The sequence below is a fragment of the Fibrobacter sp. UBA2449 genome (assembly GCF_002342555.1).
In the GTDB taxonomy this organism is placed as follows: domain Bacteria; phylum Fibrobacterota; class Fibrobacteria; order Fibrobacterales; family Fibrobacteraceae; genus Fibrobacter.
The window spans coordinates 211,938-233,968 of record NZ_DDQF01000019.1 but is presented as its reverse complement, the minus strand read 5'-3'; the positions used below and the strand labels follow the sequence as shown (position 1 = coordinate 233,968).

General features: G+C 54.7%; 17 protein-coding genes. 13 read left to right on the top strand and 4 right to left on the bottom strand.

The window, feature by feature from the left end:
- Nucleotide 1 precedes the first annotated feature (1 nt).
- Nucleotides 2-895: a shikimate dehydrogenase gene (aroE, locus tag B4B27_RS12475; protein WP_290726966.1), complete on the bottom strand. Its 894-nt coding sequence runs from the start codon at nucleotides 893-895 to the stop codon at nucleotides 2-4.
- An 89-nt stretch (nucleotides 896-984) separates the two neighbouring features.
- Between aroE and B4B27_RS12470 the strand changes: the two genes are divergently transcribed.
- The 5 genes from B4B27_RS12470 (at nucleotide 985) to B4B27_RS12450 (ending at nucleotide 9,853) form a co-directional block, all read left to right on the top strand.
- A complete protein-coding gene (locus tag B4B27_RS12470; RefSeq protein ID WP_290726965.1) occupies nucleotides 985-1,683 on the top strand; it encodes a hypothetical protein in 699 nt (232 codons plus the stop codon).
- A gap of 41 nt (nucleotides 1,684-1,724) precedes the next feature.
- Entirely contained in the window at nucleotides 1,725-3,053 is a 1,329-nt protein-coding gene (locus B4B27_RS12465) for a hypothetical protein (RefSeq protein ID WP_173381839.1), read from the top strand.
- 94 nt (nucleotides 3,054-3,147) lie between these two features.
- Nucleotides 3,148-4,830 carry a glutamine--tRNA ligase/YqeY domain fusion protein gene (locus B4B27_RS12460; RefSeq protein ID WP_290726964.1) on the top strand — a complete coding sequence of 561 codons (1,683 nt, stop codon included), beginning with the start codon at nucleotides 3,148-3,150 and terminating at the stop codon, nucleotides 4,828-4,830.
- A 183-nt stretch (nucleotides 4,831-5,013) separates the two neighbouring features.
- On the top strand, nucleotides 5,014-6,000 hold the full coding sequence (locus B4B27_RS12455) for a tetratricopeptide repeat protein (RefSeq protein ID WP_290726963.1): 987 nt from the start codon (nucleotides 5,014-5,016) through the stop codon (nucleotides 5,998-6,000).
- A 247-nt stretch (nucleotides 6,001-6,247) separates the two neighbouring features.
- The gene (locus tag B4B27_RS12450) at nucleotides 6,248-9,853 is read left to right on the top strand and encodes a fibro-slime domain-containing protein (RefSeq protein ID WP_290726962.1); all 3,606 of its coding nucleotides are present in this window, start codon (nucleotides 6,248-6,250) and stop codon (nucleotides 9,851-9,853) included.
- On the opposite strand, the gene B4B27_RS12445 is transcribed toward B4B27_RS12450, so the two are convergent.
- On the bottom strand, nucleotides 9,828-11,633 hold the full coding sequence (locus B4B27_RS12445) for a CotH kinase family protein (RefSeq protein WP_290726961.1): 1,806 nt from the start codon (nucleotides 11,631-11,633) through the stop codon (nucleotides 9,828-9,830). The genes B4B27_RS12450 and B4B27_RS12445 overlap by 26 nt on opposite strands.
- Nucleotides 11,634-11,825: 192 nt before the next feature.
- Between B4B27_RS12445 and B4B27_RS12440 the strand changes: the two genes are divergently transcribed.
- Nucleotides 11,826-12,941 (top strand): DUF3300 domain-containing protein, encoded by a 1,116-nt coding sequence (locus B4B27_RS12440; protein ID WP_173365811.1) that lies wholly within the window; start codon nucleotides 11,826-11,828, stop codon nucleotides 12,939-12,941.
- On the opposite strand, the gene B4B27_RS12435 is transcribed toward B4B27_RS12440, so the two are convergent.
- The gene (locus B4B27_RS12435) at nucleotides 12,938-14,164 is read right to left on the bottom strand and encodes a TPM domain-containing protein (protein ID WP_290726960.1); all 1,227 of its coding nucleotides are present in this window, start codon (nucleotides 14,162-14,164) and stop codon (nucleotides 12,938-12,940) included. The genes B4B27_RS12440 and B4B27_RS12435 overlap by 4 nt on opposite strands.
- Nucleotides 14,165-15,067 carry a DUF6175 family protein gene (locus B4B27_RS12430; RefSeq protein ID WP_290726959.1) on the bottom strand — a complete coding sequence of 301 codons (903 nt, stop codon included), beginning with the start codon at nucleotides 15,065-15,067 and terminating at the stop codon, nucleotides 14,165-14,167.
- Nucleotides 15,068-15,261: 194 nt separating this feature from the next.
- Between B4B27_RS12430 and B4B27_RS12425 the strand changes: the two genes are divergently transcribed.
- The 7 genes from B4B27_RS12425 (at nucleotide 15,262) to B4B27_RS12395 (ending at nucleotide 22,031) form a co-directional block, all read left to right on the top strand.
- Nucleotides 15,262-15,900, top strand: a complete 639-nt coding sequence (locus B4B27_RS12425; protein WP_290726958.1) for an alpha/beta fold hydrolase — start codon at nucleotides 15,262-15,264, stop codon at nucleotides 15,898-15,900.
- A gap of 115 nt (nucleotides 15,901-16,015) precedes the next feature.
- The gene (locus B4B27_RS12420) at nucleotides 16,016-18,481 is read left to right on the top strand and encodes an ATP-dependent helicase (RefSeq protein ID WP_290726957.1); all 2,466 of its coding nucleotides are present in this window, start codon (nucleotides 16,016-16,018) and stop codon (nucleotides 18,479-18,481) included.
- Between the two features lie 76 nt (nucleotides 18,482-18,557).
- Nucleotides 18,558-18,845 (top strand): Asp-tRNA(Asn)/Glu-tRNA(Gln) amidotransferase subunit GatC, encoded by a 288-nt coding sequence (gatC, locus tag B4B27_RS12415; protein WP_173365816.1) that lies wholly within the window; start codon nucleotides 18,558-18,560, stop codon nucleotides 18,843-18,845.
- Nucleotides 18,846-18,864: 19 nt separating this feature from the next.
- A complete protein-coding gene (locus tag B4B27_RS12410; protein ID WP_290726956.1) occupies nucleotides 18,865-19,569 on the top strand; it encodes a 3-deoxy-manno-octulosonate cytidylyltransferase in 705 nt (234 codons plus the stop codon).
- A gap of 29 nt (nucleotides 19,570-19,598) precedes the next feature.
- On the top strand, nucleotides 19,599-20,063 hold the full coding sequence (locus tag B4B27_RS12405) for a ComEA family DNA-binding protein (RefSeq protein ID WP_290726955.1): 465 nt from the start codon (nucleotides 19,599-19,601) through the stop codon (nucleotides 20,061-20,063).
- 37 nt (nucleotides 20,064-20,100) lie between these two features.
- The gene (locus B4B27_RS12400; protein ID WP_173365819.1) at nucleotides 20,101-21,018 is read left to right on the top strand and encodes a hypothetical protein; all 918 of its coding nucleotides are present in this window, start codon (nucleotides 20,101-20,103) and stop codon (nucleotides 21,016-21,018) included.
- Complete coding sequence (locus B4B27_RS12395) at nucleotides 21,015-22,031, top strand: hypothetical protein (protein ID WP_290726954.1); 1,017 nt, start codon at nucleotides 21,015-21,017, stop codon at nucleotides 22,029-22,031. Before B4B27_RS12400 ends, B4B27_RS12395 begins: the two co-directional genes overlap by 4 nt.

Sequence of the window (22,031 nt, the reverse complement as noted above, 5' to 3'; positions counted from 1 at the left end):
GTTAGCCCTGCATCCCTTTGCGCATAATCGCAGTCAGTTCTTCGTTGGTGCGGCCCTCCGTCTCCTTCGGGAACCACTTGCGGAAACTTTCCAACCCCTGGTGTACGAGCATGCCTTCGCCCGTGACGACCTTGCAGCCCTTCGCCTCTGCCATCTGCAATAGCCTGGTGCGCGGCGGCGCGTACACGATGTCGCACACGACCTGCCCCTTGTGGAGGCATTCCGCGGGGAGCGGGCTTTCGCCTTCGTTCGGGGTCATGCCCACGGATGTCGCGTTGATGATGATGTCGAAATCGGCGGAGATGCTTTCGAAGTCGGCGAAGGTCGAAACCTTTACCCCGACCTCGACAAATACCGCATTAAGGCTGTCGGCGAGCGCCTGGCCCTTTTCTGCCGTGCGGCACACGATGGTGAGCGCGTTGCCCTGTTCCACGAGCGTAAACGCGATTGCCTTTGCGGCGCCGCCGTTCCCGAGGAGCGCCACGCGCTTGTTGCTGACGTTCACGCCGTTCTCTTCGAGGTTGCGGATGCAGCCGTACGGGTCGGTTGTCGTTCCGCGGAGGGTGCCCCCGACAATTCCGTCCTTCCAGTATAGCGTGTTCACGCTGCCGGTAAACTTGCTGATGTTGCTAAGCTCGTCTACGAGCCTGGGGGTTCCGTCGCAACCTACGAATTCGGTCTTGTACGGGATGGTGACGTTTGCCCCCCGGAAATTCATTGCCCTGAACCCGCGGATGGCGTCCGCGAATTTTTCCGGTTCTGGTGCATGGGGGAGGTAGCGTGCGTTGATTCCTAGCGCCTCGAAAAGGGCGTTGTGCATCGCGGGCGACTTGCTGTGCGCCACCGGATGCCCGAAGATACAGAGCGTCTCTGTTTTTCCGTCGATACGGTTCAATTTTACCTCTTTTGTCCGCCCACCTGGGGCTGAACTATAAATAATCCTTACAAAAGATATATAATATTTAGGGCAAAAGAGGTTTCGCTATGAAAAATTTTGTTGCCTTGTGTGTTTGTGCCTTTGCGCTGCTTGCTTGTGAATCGGATGAGCCGCAGAAGGCCGATAAGCAGGCGGTCGAGGCTCAGGCTTCAGTCCGGGAAAATACGGCCCAGCCGCAGAATTCCGCAGTGGATACGACAACCGACATGCAAGTTTTTGCTTACATTCTGGGCTCGGTCTACGGGTTGCCGTCGTACATGAATACGCCCCAGCGGGTCGGCGCAATGCTTGAACTCGATGCTATGATTCAGGGAATCGCCGACAACGAGAGGGCTCTGAAGGATTCAAGTTGGAAACTCCAGCTTTCGGCGGAAGAACAAAATGCGGTCAACAAGCACTACGACAAGGTGGCAAAGGAACGCAGGGAGGCGGGTGAAAACGCGTCGCCGATTGCTATTGCAGGGCCGATCACGGGCAAGAAGGTTGTCCTTGCGGACACGGCGTCCATGATAGTCAAGTATTCCTACACGCAGGGCGTGACAATCGATATTCTCTTTGATGGGATGAGAAAAAATTTCGGTGAGGATTTCGAGGCGAGATTCTTTATCCAGGGCGTGCGTGAATCCATCTACGGGATGATGGATTCGTCTTTCAAGAAGGCTTTTACGGATGAGAGGCTCAACGCGGTAAACACGAAGTACAAGGCCCGCATGGAAAAAATTCGCGAAGAACAGCGCCGTCGGTAAGATTTTTGTATTATATTTTCGCAAAACTTTAAAGGAGTAATATGAAAAACATGAAAATTCTCGTCATGGCTCTGGCTGCGGCCTTGTGCACGTCCGCCTATGCCGATACCTATTATGTTAGCAAGGAAACCGGTTCCAATCGCAAGGACGGCCTTTCTGCCGACAAGCCGATGAAGAACCTCCAGAAGGCGCTCGATGCCGCTCCGGCTGGTTCTACCATCCTCGTTGCCGAGGGTAACTACTTCGGTACGCTCGACTGCGGCAATATCCTTGTCACCAAGCCGGTGACTATCGTTGGCGGTTATTCCACCGATTTCAAGACCCGCGACGTGCTCAAGTACAAGACCCTGATCGAACCCACTGCCGAGTCCAACGGAACGGCAAAGGGCAATGGCACCATGCAGATCAAGCTGGACGGAGGCAAGGTCGTCATTGACGGTCTCCTGTTCAACCGCGGCAACTCCATCGCCTATAACGGTGACAAGGATCCGAACCGTGCGGGCAAGCCTGAAGGCGTGGAAAGCGGTATGATGCAGCCGATCGGGGCTGCCGGTGTCGGTGGTCCGGACCTGACCGGCCGCGTCCTCACGACCGAGACTTCCGAAATCTACCTCGACAACCCGACCGTCGACTTGGTCATCAAGAACTGCGCCTTCGTGAACGCTCCCAACTACGCTATCCGCGGCATGTTCAAGGGGACGGCCGAAATTTCGAACAACATATTCGTTGCGCTCCGTATGGCAGGTCTTGAACTCCGTGGTTCCAGCGCCAAGGAAAATGCCGTTGTCAAGTTCCATCACAACACCCTGCTCTTTGCATGGTCTCGTCTCAAGGACCAGGGCGACATGGGCTACGGATACCGCTACATGCCGGGTCTCAACGCCTACATCGACCACAACATTATCGGTTGCACCATCATGGCCGCCCTTGATCGTGGCCATGTCGATAGCGACAAGAAGAAGGAAGCTGCCCGCGTGACGACCGCGACCAACAACATCTTCTTCCTGAACAAGCAGGCCGACCTCATGATTCCGGGCGGTGGACAGTTCATGCGTATCTGGGCCAAGGACTTCGAGGATGTGGAACAGCTCGCCGAGGTCGAAGGCAACAAGACTCTCAAGGATCCGTCCGTGTTCAAGGGCAAGCTTGACGAAGCCTACCTGAACGGCTTCCTCAACGCAAGCTACAAGGAAAAGACCGATTACGATCCGAATTCTCCGGCGAACACCTTCCGTGCTGCGATGGGCATGAACATGGTCGGCAAGATGGAATCTTCCGCCACGATGTTCATGAACCGCTATCCGTTTGCGAAGGCGCTCGAACTGTTCGGTGCCGTGGAAGGCACTGGCGCCCAGGTTCCCAAGAACTAGAACTGCGACGGCATCCCGTCCGGTTTGAATGTGTCCCCGATTCGTTCGGGGGCTTTTTTTTATATTTGTTCCGTTAAAAACCAAAGGTTCAACTATGGAAATCCCTGAATCCTCGAATTTTGTACAGGACATCATCGTCAACGACCTCAAGACGGGCAAGCGCACCAAGGTGCATACCCGTTTCCCGCCCGAACCCAACGGCTACATCCACATCGGGCACGCCAAGTCCATCTGCCTGAATTTCGGTACCGCCATCAAGTACAAGGATTTCGGCGGCATCACGAACCTGCGCTTTGACGACACGAACCCCTCCAAGGAAGACGTGGAATACGTGGACTCCATCCGCGAAGATGTGAAGTGGCTCGGTTTTGAATGGAAGGGCGGCGAATACTTTGCCAGCGACTACTACGACCAGATTTACGCTTTTGCCGAAAAGCTTATCGAGATGGGCAAGGCCTACGTGGAAGACCTGACTCGCGACGAGATGCAGGAATACCGCGGCAACGATGCCGGCAAGCCCAGCCGCCCGAGCCCTTACCGCGACCGCAGCATCGAAGAGAACATGAAGCTCTTCCGCGAAATGCGCGACGGCAAGTACGCCGATGGCGAGAAGTGCCTCCGTGCGAAGGTGGACCTCGCTAGCCCGAACATGAACATGCGTGACCCGGTCATCTACCGCATCAAGCACTGCACCCACCACCGCACCGGCGACAAGTGGTGCATCTACCCGATGTACGACTTTGCCCACCCGCTCAGCGACTGGATCGAAGGCATCACGCACTCCATCTGTACGCTGGAATTCGAGGCGCACCGCCCGCTGTACGACTGGTTCCTGATTGAACTTGGCCTCGACAACCGCCCGCAGCAGATTGAATTTGCCCGCCTGAACCTGACCTACACCATGATGAGCAAGCGCAAGCTCTTGGAACTGGTGGAAACGAAGGCCGTGATGGGTTGGAACGACCCGCGCATGCCGACGGTTTGCGGTTACCGCCGCCGTGGCTTTACGCCCAGTTCCATCCGCGAGTTCTGCGACCGCATTGGCGTGTCGAAGGCCGACTCCATGGTCGACGTGAACCTCTTGTACTTCTGCATCCGCGAAGAACTGAACAAGACGGCGAACCGCGTGATGGCGGTTATCGACCCGGTGAAGCTCGTGATTGACAACTGGGAAGACGGCAAGGTCGAGATGATCAAGGTGGAAAACAACCCGAACGATCCCGCTGCCGGTACCCGCGAAGTCCCCTTCGGTAAGGAACTCTACATCGAGGCCGACGACTTCATGGAAGAACCGCCCAAGAAGTACTTCCGCCTCAAGCCGGATGGCGAAGTCCGCCTGAAGGGCGCCTACTTCGTGACCTGCAAGAGCGTTGAGAAGGATGCAAACGGCAAGGTGACGGTGATTCACTGCGAATACGACCCGCAGAGCCAGGGCGGCGAGACTCCCGATGGCCGCAAGGTCAAGGGCACCATCCACTGGGTTTCTGCGGCACATGCCGTGGATGCCGAAGTGCGCCTCATCAACAACCTGTTTACGCTGGAAGACCCGGCACAGGTTCCCGAGGGCGAAGACTGGCACGACTACCTGAACCCGGAATCCATGGTGATTAAGCAGGCCAAGGTGGAACCGAGCCTCGCCGACGCCAAGCTCGAAGACCGCTTCCAGTTCATGCGCCAGGGCTACTTCTGCCTGGATAGCGAAGATTCCAAGCCGGACCACCTGGTGTTCAACCGCACGGTGGATCTGAAGGATTCCTTCGCTAAACAAGTGAAGTAATTCGCCGATAAACTTCGCAATACTGTGTCACGCGAACTCTCGCTGTATGTCAATACAGCTTCGATTCGCGTTCCTTGTCTTGCTCGTTTCTAGGCGAATTACAGTTTGATTGATTACAATGTTTTTAATAAATTAAAGGGTGGCTTTTGTGTCACCTTTATCATTTTTATATATACTTACAGTATGAAATTCAAGACACTTCTCATTTTCTGCATGTCTGCCGCAGTCGCCTTTGCGGAAGACGACAACCCCCTGAAGCGCGCGATGGAGACGCTGAACTCCTCCAAGATTGCCTATTCCGTGAAGGAACTCAAGAAACCTTTCCCGGAACCGGATCGCAGCAACTTGCTGAACATGCCCGCCTACCGCAGGTTTGTGGATGGAGGTTACAAGGTGACCGCCTTCGAGTTCAAGGGTGACGTGAAGAAGGCTTTAGACAAGGCGGAGGATCTCTTTTCCAAGAAGGAATACGCGAAAGCCCGCGATGCTTACAAGCGCGTGCTGCTGCTTGACCCGAATGCGACCATCGTGATGGCCTACATCGCGCAGACCTTCGGTATAGAGCAGAACTGGGACATGGCTGAGTCCTGGTACAAGAAGGCGATTGAGGCGAACTACATCGATTACCTTGCGCATTGGCTACTTGCCGACGTTTACCGCAACAAGGGCGACAGGAAAAGGGCCCTCGAGGAGATTTCTATAGCGAAGGTGCTGAACCGCAACAACCCGCGGCTCGAATCCCTGCGTCAGAAAATCTATGCGGCCAACGGGCTCGATTCAAGCCACTGGGCGTTCAACCCGCAGGCACGTGTTCTCGAGGCCCCCGATGGTTCCGTGGTGGTGGAGGCCGATACCCTCTGGATGTATTACGCGTTTATCGAGGCCGCGTGGAAGTTCGAACCCGAGTACAAGAAGCGTGCCGAGGCTAACAAGGACATGGGCGAGGCGATGATCAAGGAATGCCTTGCCGGCCTGTTGCCGAAGATTGATGAACGGAAGGCGAATTCAAAGACGCTTGCACGTCTGGACAAGGCTCTTTCGGCAGGGAAGATCAATTCCTTCATCATGTACGAAATCATTCTCCCGGATAGGCCCTCGCTGGCTTACTACCTGGATAAAAAGCAGATAGAATCCCTCAAGGATTACGTCATCTGGTCGAATCAGAAGTAACAAATAAGGGGCGTCCATCGGACGTCCCTTTTGCTTTTAGCAAGATGTGGAGAATAAGGTGGCCTTGCGCCGCCTTTTTTTTATTCGGTCGTTTCTGAGGGAAAATGAGAACATTTTGTAAAAAGTGAGAACATTCTTTATTAAATAATGGTAAAATTTTATTTAAAAACAATATATTTTATTGTAAAGGTATTATATTTGTTTCTAAAAATTGAGAACATTGTAGATGATCTCAGGGATGGATGTTATGGTGAATTGGGTTGAAAGGGCTAGGATGCTGGCCGTGGCTGCCGTCTTGGCGCTCGGAACGGCTCATGCCGAAAAGACGGTCGTTTTCTTTACGCCGTGGTCGAACACAAACGCGGTGCTGTTCGTGGGGGGCGATTCCGTAGCCACGATGACGCCTCTCGACAATTACTGCGGCTGGTTCAAGGCTACAGTGGATGCGCCCGCCGAGGGCTTCGGGGTCTACTTCAAGCAGACTGTCGGCCTCAACTACGTGGGTGCCGAGGGCATGGTCGCCGAGGAACCTACGGAATCAAGCGAGATATTGCTGGATTCCGTTGCCGCCCTCTCCGATACGGTTTGGGTGCAGGGGTACAAGGCCGATGTTCCCGCGCTGTTTTCCGGTTACCCCGGCGTGCTTGGCGACTGCCCGCTCAAGAAGATTCCCGTGACCGTCTACGACTGGCTGCACGGTACCGATGGCGATGGCGACGGAAGCGGAAAAAACGGTGACCCCGCAAACGGCGTTAGCGCGGACTTCGGTTCGGGCGGGTGCTCCGGCAAGGACAAGGCTGTTACGGGTATGGTCGAATACAGGCTCGGTGCGAACGGGGTTCCCGTGCGTGCGGACCCCTTCCCGGAAAAGTGCAAGATTACGGAGCATCTCGACAGCTGGTTCCTGCCCGAGGTTGTCGCCAAGGACAGTGCGGGCAACGAATACACGAACATGACCTGCCGCGACCTGTATGTATCTATGGACGACGAGGGTTTCTGGCTTGCGGAAGTTTCGAAGGACCAGATATCGAAAGGCAACGAGGCCAATTCGGACGGAATGTTCCTGCTGGACGATTTCGAGTTTCTCGACGATGCGGAGAAGGTTCCGAACCCTTACTACGACCAGCTGAAGGGAACGAAGATAGGCAAGCATAACTTCGGGTATGCCGCAAAGATCCAGGCGACGTTCGAGTATGTCCCGGGCCAGTACTTCGACTTTTACGGCGACGACGATGTTTGGGTGTTTATCGACAATCGCCTTGCGGTGGATATCGGCGGGCAGCATGGCCAGGTGGCGGGTGCTGTAGATCTCGATACCATCGGGCAGAATACCGGCGACATGCTTGTTCCGGGAAAGACGTACGACTTCCATATCTTTTACGTGGAGCGCCATACCGGTTCGTCTAATTTCCGCATGCGCACTTCTATTGACCTGCAGGTCGAGGCGTCGCTGTTCCTGACTTCGGACAGGCGCGGCTCCGGAATGAGCTACGAGGTATGGCAGATCAACAAGAAGAACAAGCTTTCCTGCAATTTCGACGCGAATTCTGCCGAGCGCGATACGACCGGTGGCGCGTCGACCTTCAAGCTTACCGGCGGTAACCTCGCGGGGCCCGAGATACTCGGGGTCGGTACCCATTACGAGGGAATCAAGATTACGAGCGATTCCACGTTCTCGATAGATTCTGCAGCGATTGTTTCAAACTACGCGCTTGCTCCCGGGCACTACTTCCTGGAAATTACCCTGAAGGCTGACCCGAGCCAGGTGACGAAGGTGGAAATTACCGTGCCGTCCTATTCCGTGCCGAGCGTCGCGTTCGCGAAGGAAGACTGGACTGTCCTCGGTACGCAGGTCTCTGGCGATACGGCGCAGATTGGCCCTTGGGCGTATGCGACTTACCAGGTGAATATCACGTTCTTCGAGGAATGGGCCGTCGTCAACAATTACAACCGCAAGATAAACCTATCGTTCTCGAATGCGGCGATAGATATCCTGGATGCGCCGGGCGGAAAGAAAATCAGCGCGGTGAATCTGGACGAGGATGGGCGTGCGACGTTCTACGTGCATGCGAATGTTCCCGTGTCCGGAGCCGTGCTCACGGCGAAGGGCGCCGCGGCGGGCATTTCGGTATGGACCGACCTGAAGTTTGCCGAACCTCCCGCACCGCGCGTAGAGAGGGCGGTCGCGATGGACCGGAACGGGGACGGGCGTGCCGACAGCCTGTACGTTCACTTTGAGCGCGCCGTCAATGGCAAGAGCCGTCTGGATTCTATCCAGCTGACTTTCGGAGAAACGTTCGTGGCGACATCGAACTTCAAGATTGTGAACGAGACCGATATCGTGCTTACTGCCGAAGACCTTGGCGCGGAATGTACCGGGAAGGTTTGCGGTTTTGGTAGTAGGCAGTTTACCGGAGATGCGTCGGGAATCTATTCTGGAAGCCTGAACAACTGGTTTACCTACGAAAATGAGGGCGAGGTCAGCAACTTCTTTATCGAGAACGAGCAGGTTGCCGACGGTGTCGGACCCATCGTGCTTTCTGCCTCGAAAAAGTTAAGCAAGGACGGGAGCAGGCTTATAGACATTACCTTCAGCGAGGCGATTTCTGAAGAGTCCCGGCACCTGTTTTCTGAAATCTTTGAATACACCTGCATGCGCTCGGGAATAAACGAGAAGCCCGAAAGGCCTCTGCAGCAGGGCGGAACGGGAGCGCGCATGACGCTCATCTATACCTCGGGCGGGAACGGGGCTGTACTGCCGACGGATGGTGACCTGATCAGGTTTGCACCCAAGGGCGGTGCGCAGGACCTTGCCGGGAATGTACCGCACAGGGACAATCCGTGGGTTGCCATTACGGGCGACCAGGAACTCGGTGTAGAGAACCCGGGCGTAGTCTCGCTGGGAGAAGACCCCTATGGCATTATCGGGAACGATACGGTTACGCAGGTGAAGCTTATTACGGACATAAGCCAGGACGTCCAGCAGATAGCGGATTCGCTCGGCGTGCAGGGCTCGCTTGTCGATTTTGATATCGCGAAGATTATGGTAGAGCAGACGAAGGATGCCGTCGAGAAGTTCGATGCCTTCGTGAAGTCTCGCGTCGGGAGCGAAACTGATTACGACACGACAATTGTCGGCATCAGCGAGCAGGAAGCCTTGACGCAGTTGTTCAACGACATTCGCGTGAACCTGGTGGATACCTCGTATGGTTTTAGCGAGCAGGCCATCAACGGGATTTTGGACGGATCCATTACCGAGGACAACTACAGGTCCGTTGTCGGCGAGGGCGACCTGGAGCTCTTCGCGAAAATGGCGGAGGCGAATATCGAGGCGAGCCGCGATACGGTAATCACCATAGGGAACGTCCAGACCGTGACGCAGGCCGACCTCTTCGATGCCATCCGTAGCGGCAGGCTGGATGCGGAACTTGCAGAAGCGGGCGTTGCGCGTGAACTTATCGATGCCGTAAAGGCGGGCGAGGTAACCGAATTCAATCTCGAAGAGTACCGTAGCGGCGAAAGGACGATTGTATCTGACGATGCCGTGGAACTGCACTACCGCACGTTCTATTACAGCCAGTTCGGCGAGTACGTGGGCGGAACGTCCAATACGATAAGGTGCTCCGACAAGGGCGTGTACGGCGAAGAGGGCTGCCTCAAGAACAAGGGAAATATCTTCCTTGCATGGAACATGCGTTCCAATAGCGGCCGCTTGGTCGGGACTGGCGTCTACATCTCGCGCCTAGAAATAAAAATTGTCGTGAACGGTAAAAATACACTTCACCAAGTTCACGACAGTTTCTGGGGCGTGCGCCGCGGTAAAAACTTTAGCGGCTTAGCATCTTCCCGTTGAGCGTTGCAATCCAGTGCTGATTCTGGGCCTTTCCCGGCACCTTCAGGGTCGTTACCCCTTTCTTGATTCTGGTCTTGAACAGCGTGACGCCGTTCAGGTCGATGAGCGCGAAGGTTCCGCCCAGATCGGTCTGGATTTCAATCTTGTCGCCGTTCACGTTGAAGAAGTTGGTCGGCGAGAGCCTGCTGAAATCGTCCAGGGCATCGGGAGGGGGCTCGACTTTAGATACGGTATCCTTCGCCCAGTCGGGAACGTGGATTACGGGCTCGGTGACGATGGGCTGCGCAGGTTCGGTAAATCCGAGCTGCTGGTCCATCCACTTCATGCGTTCCTTCATCTTCTTGCGGAGGTGCTCGAACTCGCCGTCCCAGGTGTCGGCGTTGTAGCCGCCCATGGGCATATTCATGCTCCACATGCCTTGCTGACCACCGCCCTGGTTGCAGTATTTCATCGGCTGCGGGTCGCTATCGCCTTGACCGCTGGACTTGCCTAGGTTCGGCCAGCGCTTGAAGTTTCTGTCGGCGGCTTTGGTCAGGTACGTCTTCATGGAGTCGAGATACACGTCCATGGTCTTGGTGTGCCATACGCCGCTGCGGAGTTCTGCCCAGCGCTTCTTGAGTTCACTCTGGTAATGGCTGTCTTTCCACATGCCAAGCAGCCAGTTGGGGATTTTGAGCCCGCTCATGCCGGTTTTCATGGTGCTCTCGATTTGCCAGCCGGTGGTGCCGGAACTTCCCATTCCGCCAGCGCCCTGTCCGCCACCGCCCCACATGTTCCAGTTGAAGCCGTTGTTGCCGCCGTTGTTGTTGCCGCCGTTTTCAGGCTGGCTTCCGTTGCTCATGGCGAGGTTGAAGTCCCACGCCGGGCCAAGCGTCACCTTGCCGCCCTTGCTTTCTTTGGGCTTGTGCAAGAAGAAACTGCACCAGTAGGAGTCGGAGTTGTTGGTCACTTCTTCGTGCAGCACGTAGTCGAGCGCGGAAGTCATGTCCACATAGTTCTCGTACCCGCTGCCGTTCTTGCCGTTCTTGAACAGGTTCTCGAGATCTTCCAGGTACTTTTTCAGGTAGGCCTGTTGCTGTTGCTGGAGGTTCTCCTTTTTGGGATAGTGCATGATGACGTTCAGGCCGTCGGCGGTCTTGAAACCTTCCTTGTTGATGTCTTCGTTGCCCATGCCGCCGGTATTGGTGCCGGTCTTGTCGAATGCCCAGATGTAGCCGCCGGTCACGTCGTCGCCGCTGATGTCGGTTTCTTTGAGCTTGCTTACATTCACGCGATATTTGCCGCGCTTGATTTTTTCGATGAGCACGTACACACCGCGGTACACGCCGTTGATGTAGAGGTCAAAGTGCTTGGTACGGGGGCTGTAGTGGCCAGCCTGCCTAAACAGCCAGTGGGCGAGTGCGTTGCGCATCAGGCTTTTGTCCACGTAGGGGCCGTGGAAAACCCAGTCGTCGGCAGGGGGCAGCCCGAACATGCTCACGTCCATGCCTTCGCCCTTGTCGTCGCGGATTTCTACGCTGTAGCCGGGTTTGGGGAACTTGGCCGAGGATTGCCCGCGGACCTTGATGCCGATATTGTAGTGCGTGCCCTTGGCGCTGTCGGCTACGTTGTTCGTTGCCGCGTCCAGCACGCTCATCGTGGCGGGTATTTTTTCGGTGACGTTCTGGTCTAGACACTTGTTCTTGGTGTCGATGAATACGATGGGTAGATCGTAAGTCTGCGCGAAAGCGGCTGTCGCTATGCAGAAGAACAGTGCGGATGTGATTTTTTTTCTGGACATGGGTGACTCCTTAACCATACCACTAAAAAATAAATGTCGGAGATGTTTATATAATGTTAAATGTGTTTTACGTGTTGTTTTCGCTTACAACTTAATTTTTTGCTAAAAAACGATAATTTCATGTTTTTTTGCAACGCCACGATGGTTTCGAACATCAAAAAGTTGTAATTTGAAAAACAGAGGAGGTACTTTATGTTCCGTTTTTTGCGAAAGCAGCCGAAAACAATCCGTGGAATCCTGATCCTAGCATCGGCGCTGCTATTCCTGCCGTCCCAGGGACTGGCGCAGGAGTTTACGCCGTCGGAGCTGGATACGCTAGTTGCAAACATCGCTTTATACCCGGACCCGCTTCTGGTGCAGGTTCTTGCTGCATCCACATACGGAGACCAGATTGCCCCTGCGAATTCGTGGGCGCAATCGCATCGTCACCTCTCGGGGAAGGATCTTTCAAACGCAATGGCGTGGGCGAAACTGCCCTACGATGCTAGTGTGCAGGCCTTGATTCCCTTCCCGTCTGTTCTTGCCATGATGGCGAAGTATCCGGCCTGGACCGACCAGCTCGGTGATGCGGTCTTCATGCAAAAAGACGACGTGATGTCCGCTATCCAGCGTTTGCGCCGTTCGGCCGCGAAGTACGGACACTTGAAGAGTGATGACCGAGTAAAAGTTTCGAAAGGAGACAACATAACGATTCTGCCGGTCCGTACGGAGTATGTTTACGTGCCTGTGTATAATCCGCATTACGTATACTACCGCTATTATGATGGCTACACGCGCATCACGTATGCACCGGGCATCTGGATAGGTGGTTTTACCTACTGGGGATGGGGCTCTTGCTGGTTCGATTGGGGGCCGCGCGTCATCTACGTGCGCGATACCCGTTGGCATGCGCCCAGGCGTCATTACCATCACCATCGCCATTACGCGCCTCCTCCGCGCAAGCCGCACCATGTTGGCCCGAACCTTGGCGATGGCCACCGCAACCCGCCTCCGCCGCCTAGGCATTCGCAGCCGAAGCAGTTGCGCAAGGACCCGCCTCCTCCGCCTCCTTCTAGGACAAAGGCGGAACCCGCATCGGGCAATGTTCGCGTATACCCGCACAGGAGCCAGGAGGAAGAAGAACCTCGCAGGCTAGAAGACAGGCCCCGCTCCAGGGATGAACGCCGGGATGACCGCTCGTCGTTCGGAAGGGATGTACCGTCTCAGTCGGGAACTTCTTATCCGCCTCCGCGTAGGTCCGATGACGACGACCGCCGCGGAGGAAGCGTTGGCCATGGTTCTGGCATCAAGCCGTTCAACCGTCGCTAGAATGCGTTCAGGATTGTCTTGATTGCATCGGCTGGGTCTTTTCCGCTAAGGCTAGGGAACAGGTCGAGAACCTGCTGATGCGTTTCGGGGTAAGTTCCTGTTTGTATAAAGAACATCCCATAGAGAATGAAGAGAATTTCTTCGAAGGTTTCCTTTTGGGAAACCTTTTTTGCAGGTCCCTTTTGCAACTGTTCAAGGATGTTGCGGAGCTTGTGTTCGCATTCAGACTGGAGCGCATCCTTGCGGGGCTCGAATCCGTCGAGGGGCTTGATTCCGCAGAGGGGGGCGTTCCTGTTTGCGATGTGCAGGTATTCAAGCGCATTGGTATCGAGCGTGCGAATGATTTCAGCGGGGCTGTAGAAGTGTCCGAACTCAATGTTGTCCCTGCGGGCGCGTTTGTCATGGACGTGAATTTTGGCAACTTCCTCGGACGAGTTGTCCTTGAGGATAAAGTTCACCGTCCAGGGCTTTGCGAGCGCGTCGAAGCCTTCCATAAGGCACTTGTCGGAGATGAAGGCCGAAATGAGGTTGTCTCCAAACGTGTCCTCGAAAATTTTTGGCCACTGTGAATTCTCGACCTCGCGGACGCTGAGCAGTTTTTTCATGTTGTCGAAGAATCCGAACCTTCGCCCCTTGCTCCCGAATGCGATAAGCAGGCCGAAAACGGCCGCGATGAATATCCATCCGCGTATGGTTAAGCCTTCTTCGGAGGGTTGTTCCTGCATGTCGATGTCGAACTTTTTTCCGGTGCTGTCGCTGATGGCGAAAGTGAGCCACCCGGCAAGTGAAAGGATGCCGTCGCCGTAGTGTTCCATGCGAAAGGAGGGGACAAGGAGATCCTGTTCTGCCTTTCGGATGGAGACTCTGTCAAGAATTTCGCTTGCGGTTCCCTTGGTCACGACCAGTTTTCGTCTTTGCTTCTGGACGACAAAAATAAGGACCTCGCCCTTGACGCCTGCATCTGCTTGCCATTTGTCTGCAATATCTGAAGCGTATTGAGCGACATCTCTCTCTCCGGTGTCGTCTAGAAGGACCGCATCGATGCTGATGCCGGTTTCTTTTGCAACTTCATCCGAGAGACGGTCGAAAAATTCAAGCTGCTGGGCGGAAACCAGGCGGTTCTCGTCGTAAACGTGGCTCTTTTCGGGACGGGTGGGAAGCCCGAACGTAGCGGAATAAAAAACGAGAAAAAACGCAGAGAGTATTTTGGCGTGCGGAATCACCTATTCGACATCCATCAGGATGAATTTCCGGGTGACGTTCACTTTCTTGGTGTCCGCCTTTCCCTTGAGCATGTTGCGGATAAAACTATAGACGCTCTGCGAGTCGGGGAATTCTGCAGGATCGGCGTAGACAATCATGTCGATGGTCTTTGCAGTCATCACGTTCACGTTCACCCGCTTGAAGGTCTTTTTGAGCCCGGAGGCGATGTCGTCATGGAGGTCTTCGATCTGTTCTTCGTCGAAATCCCCCTTGATGTTCATGACAATCTTGTATTGTGTCCCCTGGTTGATGTCCTGCTGCCAGTAGGCGAGAATCTTCTTTTCGAGCAGGGGCATGCCGCGTTTAGCCGCGTCATGGAGACAGGTCTTGATCGTCGTCTGGTCGGAAGCGCCGCAGTCGGGATCCTGAATGGTTTCGCTGCCGAGAAGCCTTGCCGTGGAGGATTCGTAGGCGTTCAGTTCCACGGTGATGGATTTCATTTTTGCATTTCCGGCGAACTTGATGTAGACATCGGCACCGAGGGAGAGGCTGGCGAGATACGACAGGTCTTCGTCCGTTTCTGCAATGTCGTTTTGCATCTGGACCAGGTTGTCGAGATCGGCTTGGCCCTCAAGGGATTTTACGTCGTATTTCTTCTTGGTGAGGTATTCGTTGATGGATTCCATCAAGGCACGGGCGAAGGGGTTGTTCTGCACGACCTGGAATTCGGAAATCCCGTTTCCGTTGTGGGTGGGAGTAACGAGGATGGTCGGTTGCGGCAGTTCTGCTGTTGCGTCTTGCTCGGGGGCCGCCTGTTCGACAATCTCGACCGATTGTACCTGGGGCTCGGTTTCGGGGGCGTCTCCTCCGGCGCAGGCCACGAGGATGAACGGAATTGAGAGCAGGATAGAGGTATATCGCATAAAAACCGCCTATTTAGATTTTTTTCTGTTATTTTTACAAAAAAAATCAGAGATTACTATTCCAAAATATAGTATCTCGAAAAAATGTTTGTTTTTTTCTTTAAAAATGTTTCCTTTTTTTGATTTGCATATATACATTTAGACTTGAAGATGTAAAGAGGTGTGCTTTTTGAATTTGTGTTTGGAGTATTGTTATGAAGGAAAAATGGATTTGGTTGCCGGACTGGGCTTCGGAACTGTCCCTCTGGGAAGATGATTTGACGGATGCCTGCGCATCTGCCTCCCATACCTTTGTGCCTTACGAGAAAATGTCTCAATCCCTCGAAGACGTCTATGAGATAGACGGGCTCTCGAAGGCCGACACGGTGGTTGGCTGGGGAATGGCTTGCCTCCTGCTCATGCTGGGTGCGTCGAAGCGCCCGAAAGGACAAAACTGGATTTTTCTTTCGCCCTACGCGGACTTTTGTGATGACGATGGCCCCTGGAATTCGGAAAACCTGCTGTTCAAGTCCCGCGAAATTTTCCAGACCCCGGATGTGGTTCTCGATGCCTTCAAGGAACAGTTTGGCGAGGAGTATAGCGAATGGCCCGACGAATGGGCCGATGCTGCGCGGAAAATGGACGCGGCAAGCCTCTCGGAGGGGTTAAAGTTCCTTGCTTCCCATCGGATTGAATGTCCGGTTGCAAGTGGTGAAGGTATCCAGGTCCTCTATGGTCGCATGGACCAGGACGTGACGCCCTCCATGACGCTCAAGCTAAGGGAACTTTTGCCGGGCGCGACATTCAAGGAGCGGCCCAAGTCGGGCCATTGGCCTCCGATGATGCTATTCTAGTTTTCTGTTCGACCCCGGTCTTTTTTTTGCTTCGCTAAATACTATATTAGCGGAGCGTTTTTAGTGTTTTTAGCGGAGCTTTTTGCGGAGCTTCCTTAATTGTCTGGAGATTTTGATGGCGCGCATTGTTGACGAAGAAGTTTTGGACAGGGAGCTGAATCCGGAGCAGGCGGCTGCCGCAAAGAAGATCGATGGCCCGATGCTTATTCTGGCTGGTGCAGGTTCGGGAAAGACCCGCGCTATAACCTACAAGATTGCGCATCTTGTGTCACGCCACCATGTTGAGCCGGGTCGCGTTCTTGCGGTGACGTTCACGAACAAGGCTGCCCGCGAGATGACCGGGCGTATCCAGAAGCTGCTCGATTGCGATATGCGGTTCCCTTGGATGGGGACGTTCCATTCGGTTTGCCTTCGATTGCTGAAACGTTGCCTGAACATGGAAGCGGTGCTCAGGGCTTTTGGTGGAAAGTGGTATGATGCAAATTTTTCTATCTACGATGACGACGACCAGAAGCGCATCCTGAAGCAGATTCTCAAGGAAGACCTGGGGGACGAATGTGATGCCGCCGAAATCAAGCGTGTGCATGGTGCGATTTCGCGCTACAAGAATACGGTGCTCTATGTGGGCGGCTGTGCAGAACTGCAAACTCCGGATGTGGCGCTCTCACGGGCCGAATTCGCAGATGAGGAACGCTACGCCCGCTATTATGCCGAATACCAGAAACGTCTCCTGGAATCGAATGCGATGGATTTCGACGACCTGCTGTTCAATACGGTTCTCATGCTCCAGAGAGTTTCGAACCTGGCTGAACAGCTCCAGTCGCATTTTGATTTTGTGGTGGTGGACGAATACCAGGATACGAACGATGTGCAGTATGAACTCTTGAAGTTGCTGATTAATGACCAGCGTAACGTGACCGTGGTCGGCGATGACGACCAGAGCATTTACGGTTGGCGTGGCGCGAATATCAAGATTATCCGCAACTTCCACCGCGACTTTGCGCCGGTGACGATTGTGAAACTCGAACGCAACTACCGTTCCACGTCTAATATCGTGAAGGGAGCGGGTTCCGTAATTGCACATAACATTCGACCCGCCGAAATGGAGAAGAACGTGTTCTCGAAAGAAGAAGCGGGCGACCCTATCCGCGTGCGGCATTTGGTGGATGACCGTTCGGAAGCGCAGCAGATTGCGGAAAATATCAGTGTAGCGGGCGAGGCGAACTTTTCGAAGACGGCAATCTTCTACCGCACTAATGCTCAATCCCGCGTGATAGAAAAGGCTTTGAATGACTTGCGTATTCCCTCGGTTATTTTCGGGGGAACGCGCTTCTGGGATAGAAAGGAAATCAAGGATATACTGGCATACCTGCGTCTCCTTGCAAACGAGAAGGACGATGCAGCCCACTTGCGCGTTATCAATACGCCGCCACGCGCCATTGGCAAGACCACGGTGGAAACGGTGCTGGAACGAGTCCGTAATGGCGATGGCACTTTTTGGCAGGTGCTTGTTTCCGAGGCGAACGGAATGGGTCGTTCTGCTCCGAAACTCAAGGGCTTTACGGATCTGGTCCAGGGCTGGAAGAATCTTGTTGCGGCGGGAGAGACTCCGCTTCCGATTCTTGCGGAACACATCATCGCCGATACGGGATACAAGGAATTTTTACGCAAGGAAGATGAACTTACTGCGGACGAACGCATTGCGAACATCGACGAAATGGTGAACGCCATCCGCGAATTTGACGAGGAACATCCCGATGCGACCCTGGATGCGTTCTTGCAGGACATCTCGCTATTGACGGATGCCGACAAGAAGGTGGATGATTCGAAGGGCGCCGTGACGCTCATGACCATCCACATGGCGAAGGGACTTGAATTCAATACGGTTCACATTGCCGGTTGTGACGAAGAAATCTTCCCGCTGGTGCGAGGTTCATCGTTTGCGACGGACAAGGAAATGCGCGAGCAGATGGAAGAGGAACGCCGCCTGTTCTACGTGGGCTGCACCCGCGCCGAAAAGAAACTTTATCTGTACCACGCCGAAAGACGCTTCTACCAGGGAACCGTCAGGCCGTTTTTGCCATCGAGGTTCCTCAAGGAACTTGATTCGTCAGTGGTCGAGTTTACGCCGTGTGTTGATACGCGCCCGGCATTCGGCTCTGAATTTGGCTATTCGCCAGCCGCACCACGCTACAACAAGGCGCCCGATTTTGCCTTGAAGGGAGGGCGTCCTTCGCCTTCGGGCTCTTTCGGTTCCGGATCCCGAGGTGGGTTCAGTCGTCCGGGCTCGGTTCCTGCCTCTGTCCGTAAGAACGACCAGCGAATCGTCTACCGCAATCCTATCAAGGTTGCTCCTATTGCAAAACCGGCAGCTCCGAGCGGTCCGCGCGTTGTCTACGATGAATATAGCGAGAATCCGTATCATCCGGGAGCCCGCGTGCGTCATTCCAAGTACGGGGTGGGCACGATAACCAAATGCTATGGCACGGGAGATAGCGCCCGTGTGGATGTCCGCTTCAACAGCGACAACGTGGTTCGGACCATCATTCTTAAGTATGCCGCGCTCGAAATTATGGGTTAGGGCGTATTTTGCAAACGATTGTTGCTCTCCTCGGGAAAATAAATTGCTATTTTAGGAATGAAAATAAAGAGGTCCTATGCTTGAACGTGAAGAAGTTCTGAAATTGGCGAAGCTTTCGAGGCTCGAAGTCGCGGAAGGCGACATCGATTCCGTGAAGGCGCATCTGGATGGAATGCTCGACCACATGGAAGCCCTCAAGGCGCTCGACTTGTCCAATGTGGAACCGATGACTGCCGTCGAAAACGGCGCTACGATTCTCCGCGAGGATGTCCCTGTGCAGGGATTCTCCCTGGACCAGGCTTTTGCGAACGCTCCGGCGGTGGAGAACGACCATTTCGCCATTCCGAAGGTTATCGGCGGCTAGACTCCCGAATTAGACTTCCATGACCCCAGTCCATTGCATCGTGCCGGCGCGCATGGGTTCTTCCCGTTTTCCTGGAAAACCGCTTTTTAAGCTCTGTGGAACGGAAATGATCGTGAGGACGCTCAAACGGGCTGCCCTTGCGGAATGTTTTGACCGTATCGTCTGCGCTACGGATTCCGAACAGATTGCCGAGGTCGTGTCTGGGGCGGGGTTCGAGTTTGTCTTGACGGGGAAGGCCGCTACCGGTTCCGACCGCGTTGCCGAGGCCGCGAGCGCCTTGGACCTTGACCTCGTCGTGAATCTCCAGGGGGACGAACCCCTTGTAGAGCCTTCCGTACTTGAAGATGTGGCCTGTGAATTGGCTGCCCATCCGGATTTCTGGGTGACTGTTGCGTGTCCGCTGTCGCCTTCGGATGCCGAGGTCGCGACTGTCGTCAAGGTCAAGGTCGAAAACGGTTTCGCTGTAGATTTTACCCGCCACGTGGAGCCTTCCGAGGCGCCCCGATGGTTCCAGCACCAGGGGATATATGCGTATTCCCGTGCTTCGCGGGATGAGTTTTCCAGGCTTCCCCAAAGCGGGGTCGAGCTGGAGCGCTCGCTGGAACAGATGCGGATATTGGGGAAACGCCCGATCCGCATCGTGCAGAGTCCTTTCCCGTCCGTTTCGGTGGATGTGCCCGCCGATGCGGCTGCGGTGGAGGCTCTCATAAGAAGACATATGTAAATACGCTTTCAACAAGGTGAGGGGACCGGATGAACGCTGCAGAAAAGAAAATTCTGTATATAGCAATGGCATTTTTCGTGGTTGGGGTTGCTGTTAGGGTCTTGCCCTGGGAGCCGCCGTCTATCGAGACTGTGGAGATTTCGGAGCGGGTTCGCCCTGAAGAAACTCCTGTCCCATATTCCAAGGTGGAATATGGGGCGCCGCGTCCGTCCGAAGAGGCGGTAACTTTGGATAAAGTAACAAAAAAGGAGCCGTCGGAAGGTGCCCGTAAGGGGCGCCCGAAGAAGCAAACGGTGCATTTGCCCCTAAAAATCAACGCAGCGACGGAGGAGGAGCTTTGTGCCCTGAAAGGGGTGGGGCCCAAGCTTGCACAGCGGATTGTCGCTTTCCGGGAGGCCCACGGCCCCTTCAAAACCCCCGCAAGTCTCGAAAAAGTGCCCGGAATCGGGAAGAAAAAGTTGGAAGGTATACTCCAGGGGGTGATTTTTGATTAGTTTTAGGGTATTAAAATCTTCATAAGTCGTTGAGTATATGAGTGATACGAAACTGTACCTAGGTATTGAGGTTGGCGATGTTTCCTTGAAAGTCGCCCTCTTGGACTCCGCCGAAAAGCGGGTGCTCAAGACTGCGGTCCTCCAGACGGAGACGAGTCCGATTGATGACATCTTCACCTTCGAGACCGTCCTGCAGGGGTGGATGGAAGAAAACGAACTCGATGGCATCGAGTCGATTTCGGTGACCGTCCCGGCATTCCGGTCCATTGTCCGGCAGGTGTTTGTGCCGGCGGAGGCGGTTCCCAACTTGGATGACTACCTCCAGTGGTATCTCGGCCTCATTACCAATGCCGACAAGGGCGCCTATATCGTAGACTACAAGATCTTGAGCGGCGACGAGAACCTCGGAAAGACCGTTCTGCTGATTGCGGTCCGCCGTGAATGGGTGGATGCCCTGCGCAAGGGCTTCCGTAGCAAGAGCCTCGTGCCGAAGTCCATGGAAGTGGATGTACTTTCGCTCATGAACCTTATGGACGTGGGGGATGGAATCAAGGACCTTGAATGCGTCATCAAGGCGGATTATGCCGGTGTCACCATGCTCTGGCTCAACAAGGACAACCTGCAGGCGCTCCGCTGCGTCTCGACTCTGTCTCTCGTGAATACTTCGACGGAACAGGCCTACGAGCTCCTTGCCAATGCCATCTGCGACCAGATGAAGGAAGCTCGCGAACAGAATACCATGCCCGAAATGAAGCAGGTGCATATTTGTGGCGAAATGGCTATGGATCCGCTTTTCGTGCAGAAACTGCGTGCTAAACTCACCGACGATTGCCAGCTTATTCTGATGGATTCGTTCTCGAAACTCAGGCTTCCTGTGGACGAGGTCGATTCTGCTGCCGTGCTCAACTGCGCGGGCGCCATCGGTACGGCGCTTAGCGTGATGGAGGGTGTATGATTCGTTTGAACCTTATTGAAGCTGCCGAACGTGCTTCGGTCGCGGACGAAACCGTAACTCCGGTCCACGTGACCGACGTTGCCGCCCAGGTAAAGACATCCAAGAAGAAAACTTTGGTTGGCTTGCTCGCCGCACTATTCGTGTTTGTGGCGTTCAGCTGCTTCTTGAGCGTATTTGGCGTTCCCAAGCCGTTGCAGGGGGTTCTGCCTGGACCGTATCTCTCGCTGATAGGTGCCGAGGATCCGAGCCGCACCGCGTTGACGCTCGCTTCCGGGCAGACGACCTCTGCCGGTGGTTCGCTCCAGGCCCAGGCCGCCGCTGCCGATGCCGCCATCAAGAAACGCGAATCACTGACGGTTCGCCAGGTGGTGGGCGAAATCAATCCGAAGGTGCTGTTCAACAACAAGCGTGATGACTACGCCTCGCTCCTCCCGATGGAAAAGGTGTCGTACCAGAGGTCGGCCATCAACCAGTTCTTCACCTTCCTTACCACGGCGACTCCCGATGATGTCGGCTTCTCCGACTGCGTGTTCCAGTCCCCGAACTACTTCTACGTTCGCGGTGTTTCGGTCAAGCCGACTTCGCAGCGCAGCTTCTTGGAAAGGGTCAAGTCCGTGAGCTCTGATTTCAGGACTCCGCCTCTGCCGGAAAACGCTCCCGCAACCGACATTACCGCGTTTGGTCAGTTCAACGTGAACAACGTGAACAAGGCCGCGGTGTCGAGGTTCGTGCCCGTGTCCGAGATGTCCGAAGAAATCAAGGCGTTCAAGTCTCTTGCTTCTTCGAACAAGGTGAACCTTTCCGGGCTCGACAAGCCTGTGGTCGAGGAATTCGGTGTCTACAAGCGCTTCACTTACCAGGTGACGACTTCTGCAGACTTCCCGGAACTTCAGTCCCTGATGGCAGCCCTGGATGCGTCTCCGGTGCGCATTGGCGTGACCAAGGCAGAACTTAAGTTCGCGAAGAAATCCCTTGCTGCGGCATTCACGCTTGTGATGTTCGTAGCTCCGTAA

Bases quoted from the DNA above. Each gene is read 5' to 3' on its own strand.
- B4B27_RS12440 (WP_173365811.1), top strand. From the start codon at position 11,826: ATGTTCCGTTTTTTGCGAAAGCAGCCGAAAACAATCCGTGGAATCCTG.
- gatC (WP_173365816.1), top strand. From the start codon at position 18,558: ATGCTTGAACGTGAAGAAGTTCTGAAATTGGCGAAGCTTTCGAGGCTC.
- B4B27_RS12460 (WP_290726964.1), top strand. From the start codon at position 3,148: ATGGAAATCCCTGAATCCTCGAATTTTGTACAGGACATCATCGTCAAC.
- B4B27_RS12420 (WP_290726957.1), top strand. From the start codon at position 16,016: ATGGCGCGCATTGTTGACGAAGAAGTTTTGGACAGGGAGCTGAATCCG.
- B4B27_RS12410 (WP_290726956.1), top strand. From the start codon at position 18,865: ATGACCCCAGTCCATTGCATCGTGCCGGCGCGCATGGGTTCTTCCCGT.
- B4B27_RS12405 (WP_290726955.1), top strand. From the start codon at position 19,599: ATGAACGCTGCAGAAAAGAAAATTCTGTATATAGCAATGGCATTTTTC.
- B4B27_RS12400 (WP_173365819.1), top strand. From the start codon at position 20,101: ATGAGTGATACGAAACTGTACCTAGGTATTGAGGTTGGCGATGTTTCC.
- B4B27_RS12470 (WP_290726965.1), top strand. From the start codon at position 985: ATGAAAAATTTTGTTGCCTTGTGTGTTTGTGCCTTTGCGCTGCTTGCT.
- B4B27_RS12465 (WP_173381839.1), top strand. From the start codon at position 1,725: ATGAAAAACATGAAAATTCTCGTCATGGCTCTGGCTGCGGCCTTGTGC.
- B4B27_RS12455 (WP_290726963.1), top strand. From the start codon at position 5,014: ATGAAATTCAAGACACTTCTCATTTTCTGCATGTCTGCCGCAGTCGCC.
- B4B27_RS12395 (WP_290726954.1), top strand. From the start codon at position 21,015: ATGATTCGTTTGAACCTTATTGAAGCTGCCGAACGTGCTTCGGTCGCG.
- B4B27_RS12450 (WP_290726962.1), top strand. From the start codon at position 6,248: ATGGTGAATTGGGTTGAAAGGGCTAGGATGCTGGCCGTGGCTGCCGTC.
- B4B27_RS12425 (WP_290726958.1), top strand. From the start codon at position 15,262: ATGAAGGAAAAATGGATTTGGTTGCCGGACTGGGCTTCGGAACTGTCC.
- B4B27_RS12445 (WP_290726961.1), bottom strand. From the start codon at position 11,633: ATGTCCAGAAAAAAAATCACATCCGCACTGTTCTTCTGCATAGCGACA.
- B4B27_RS12430 (WP_290726959.1), bottom strand. From the start codon at position 15,067: ATGCGATATACCTCTATCCTGCTCTCAATTCCGTTCATCCTCGTGGCC.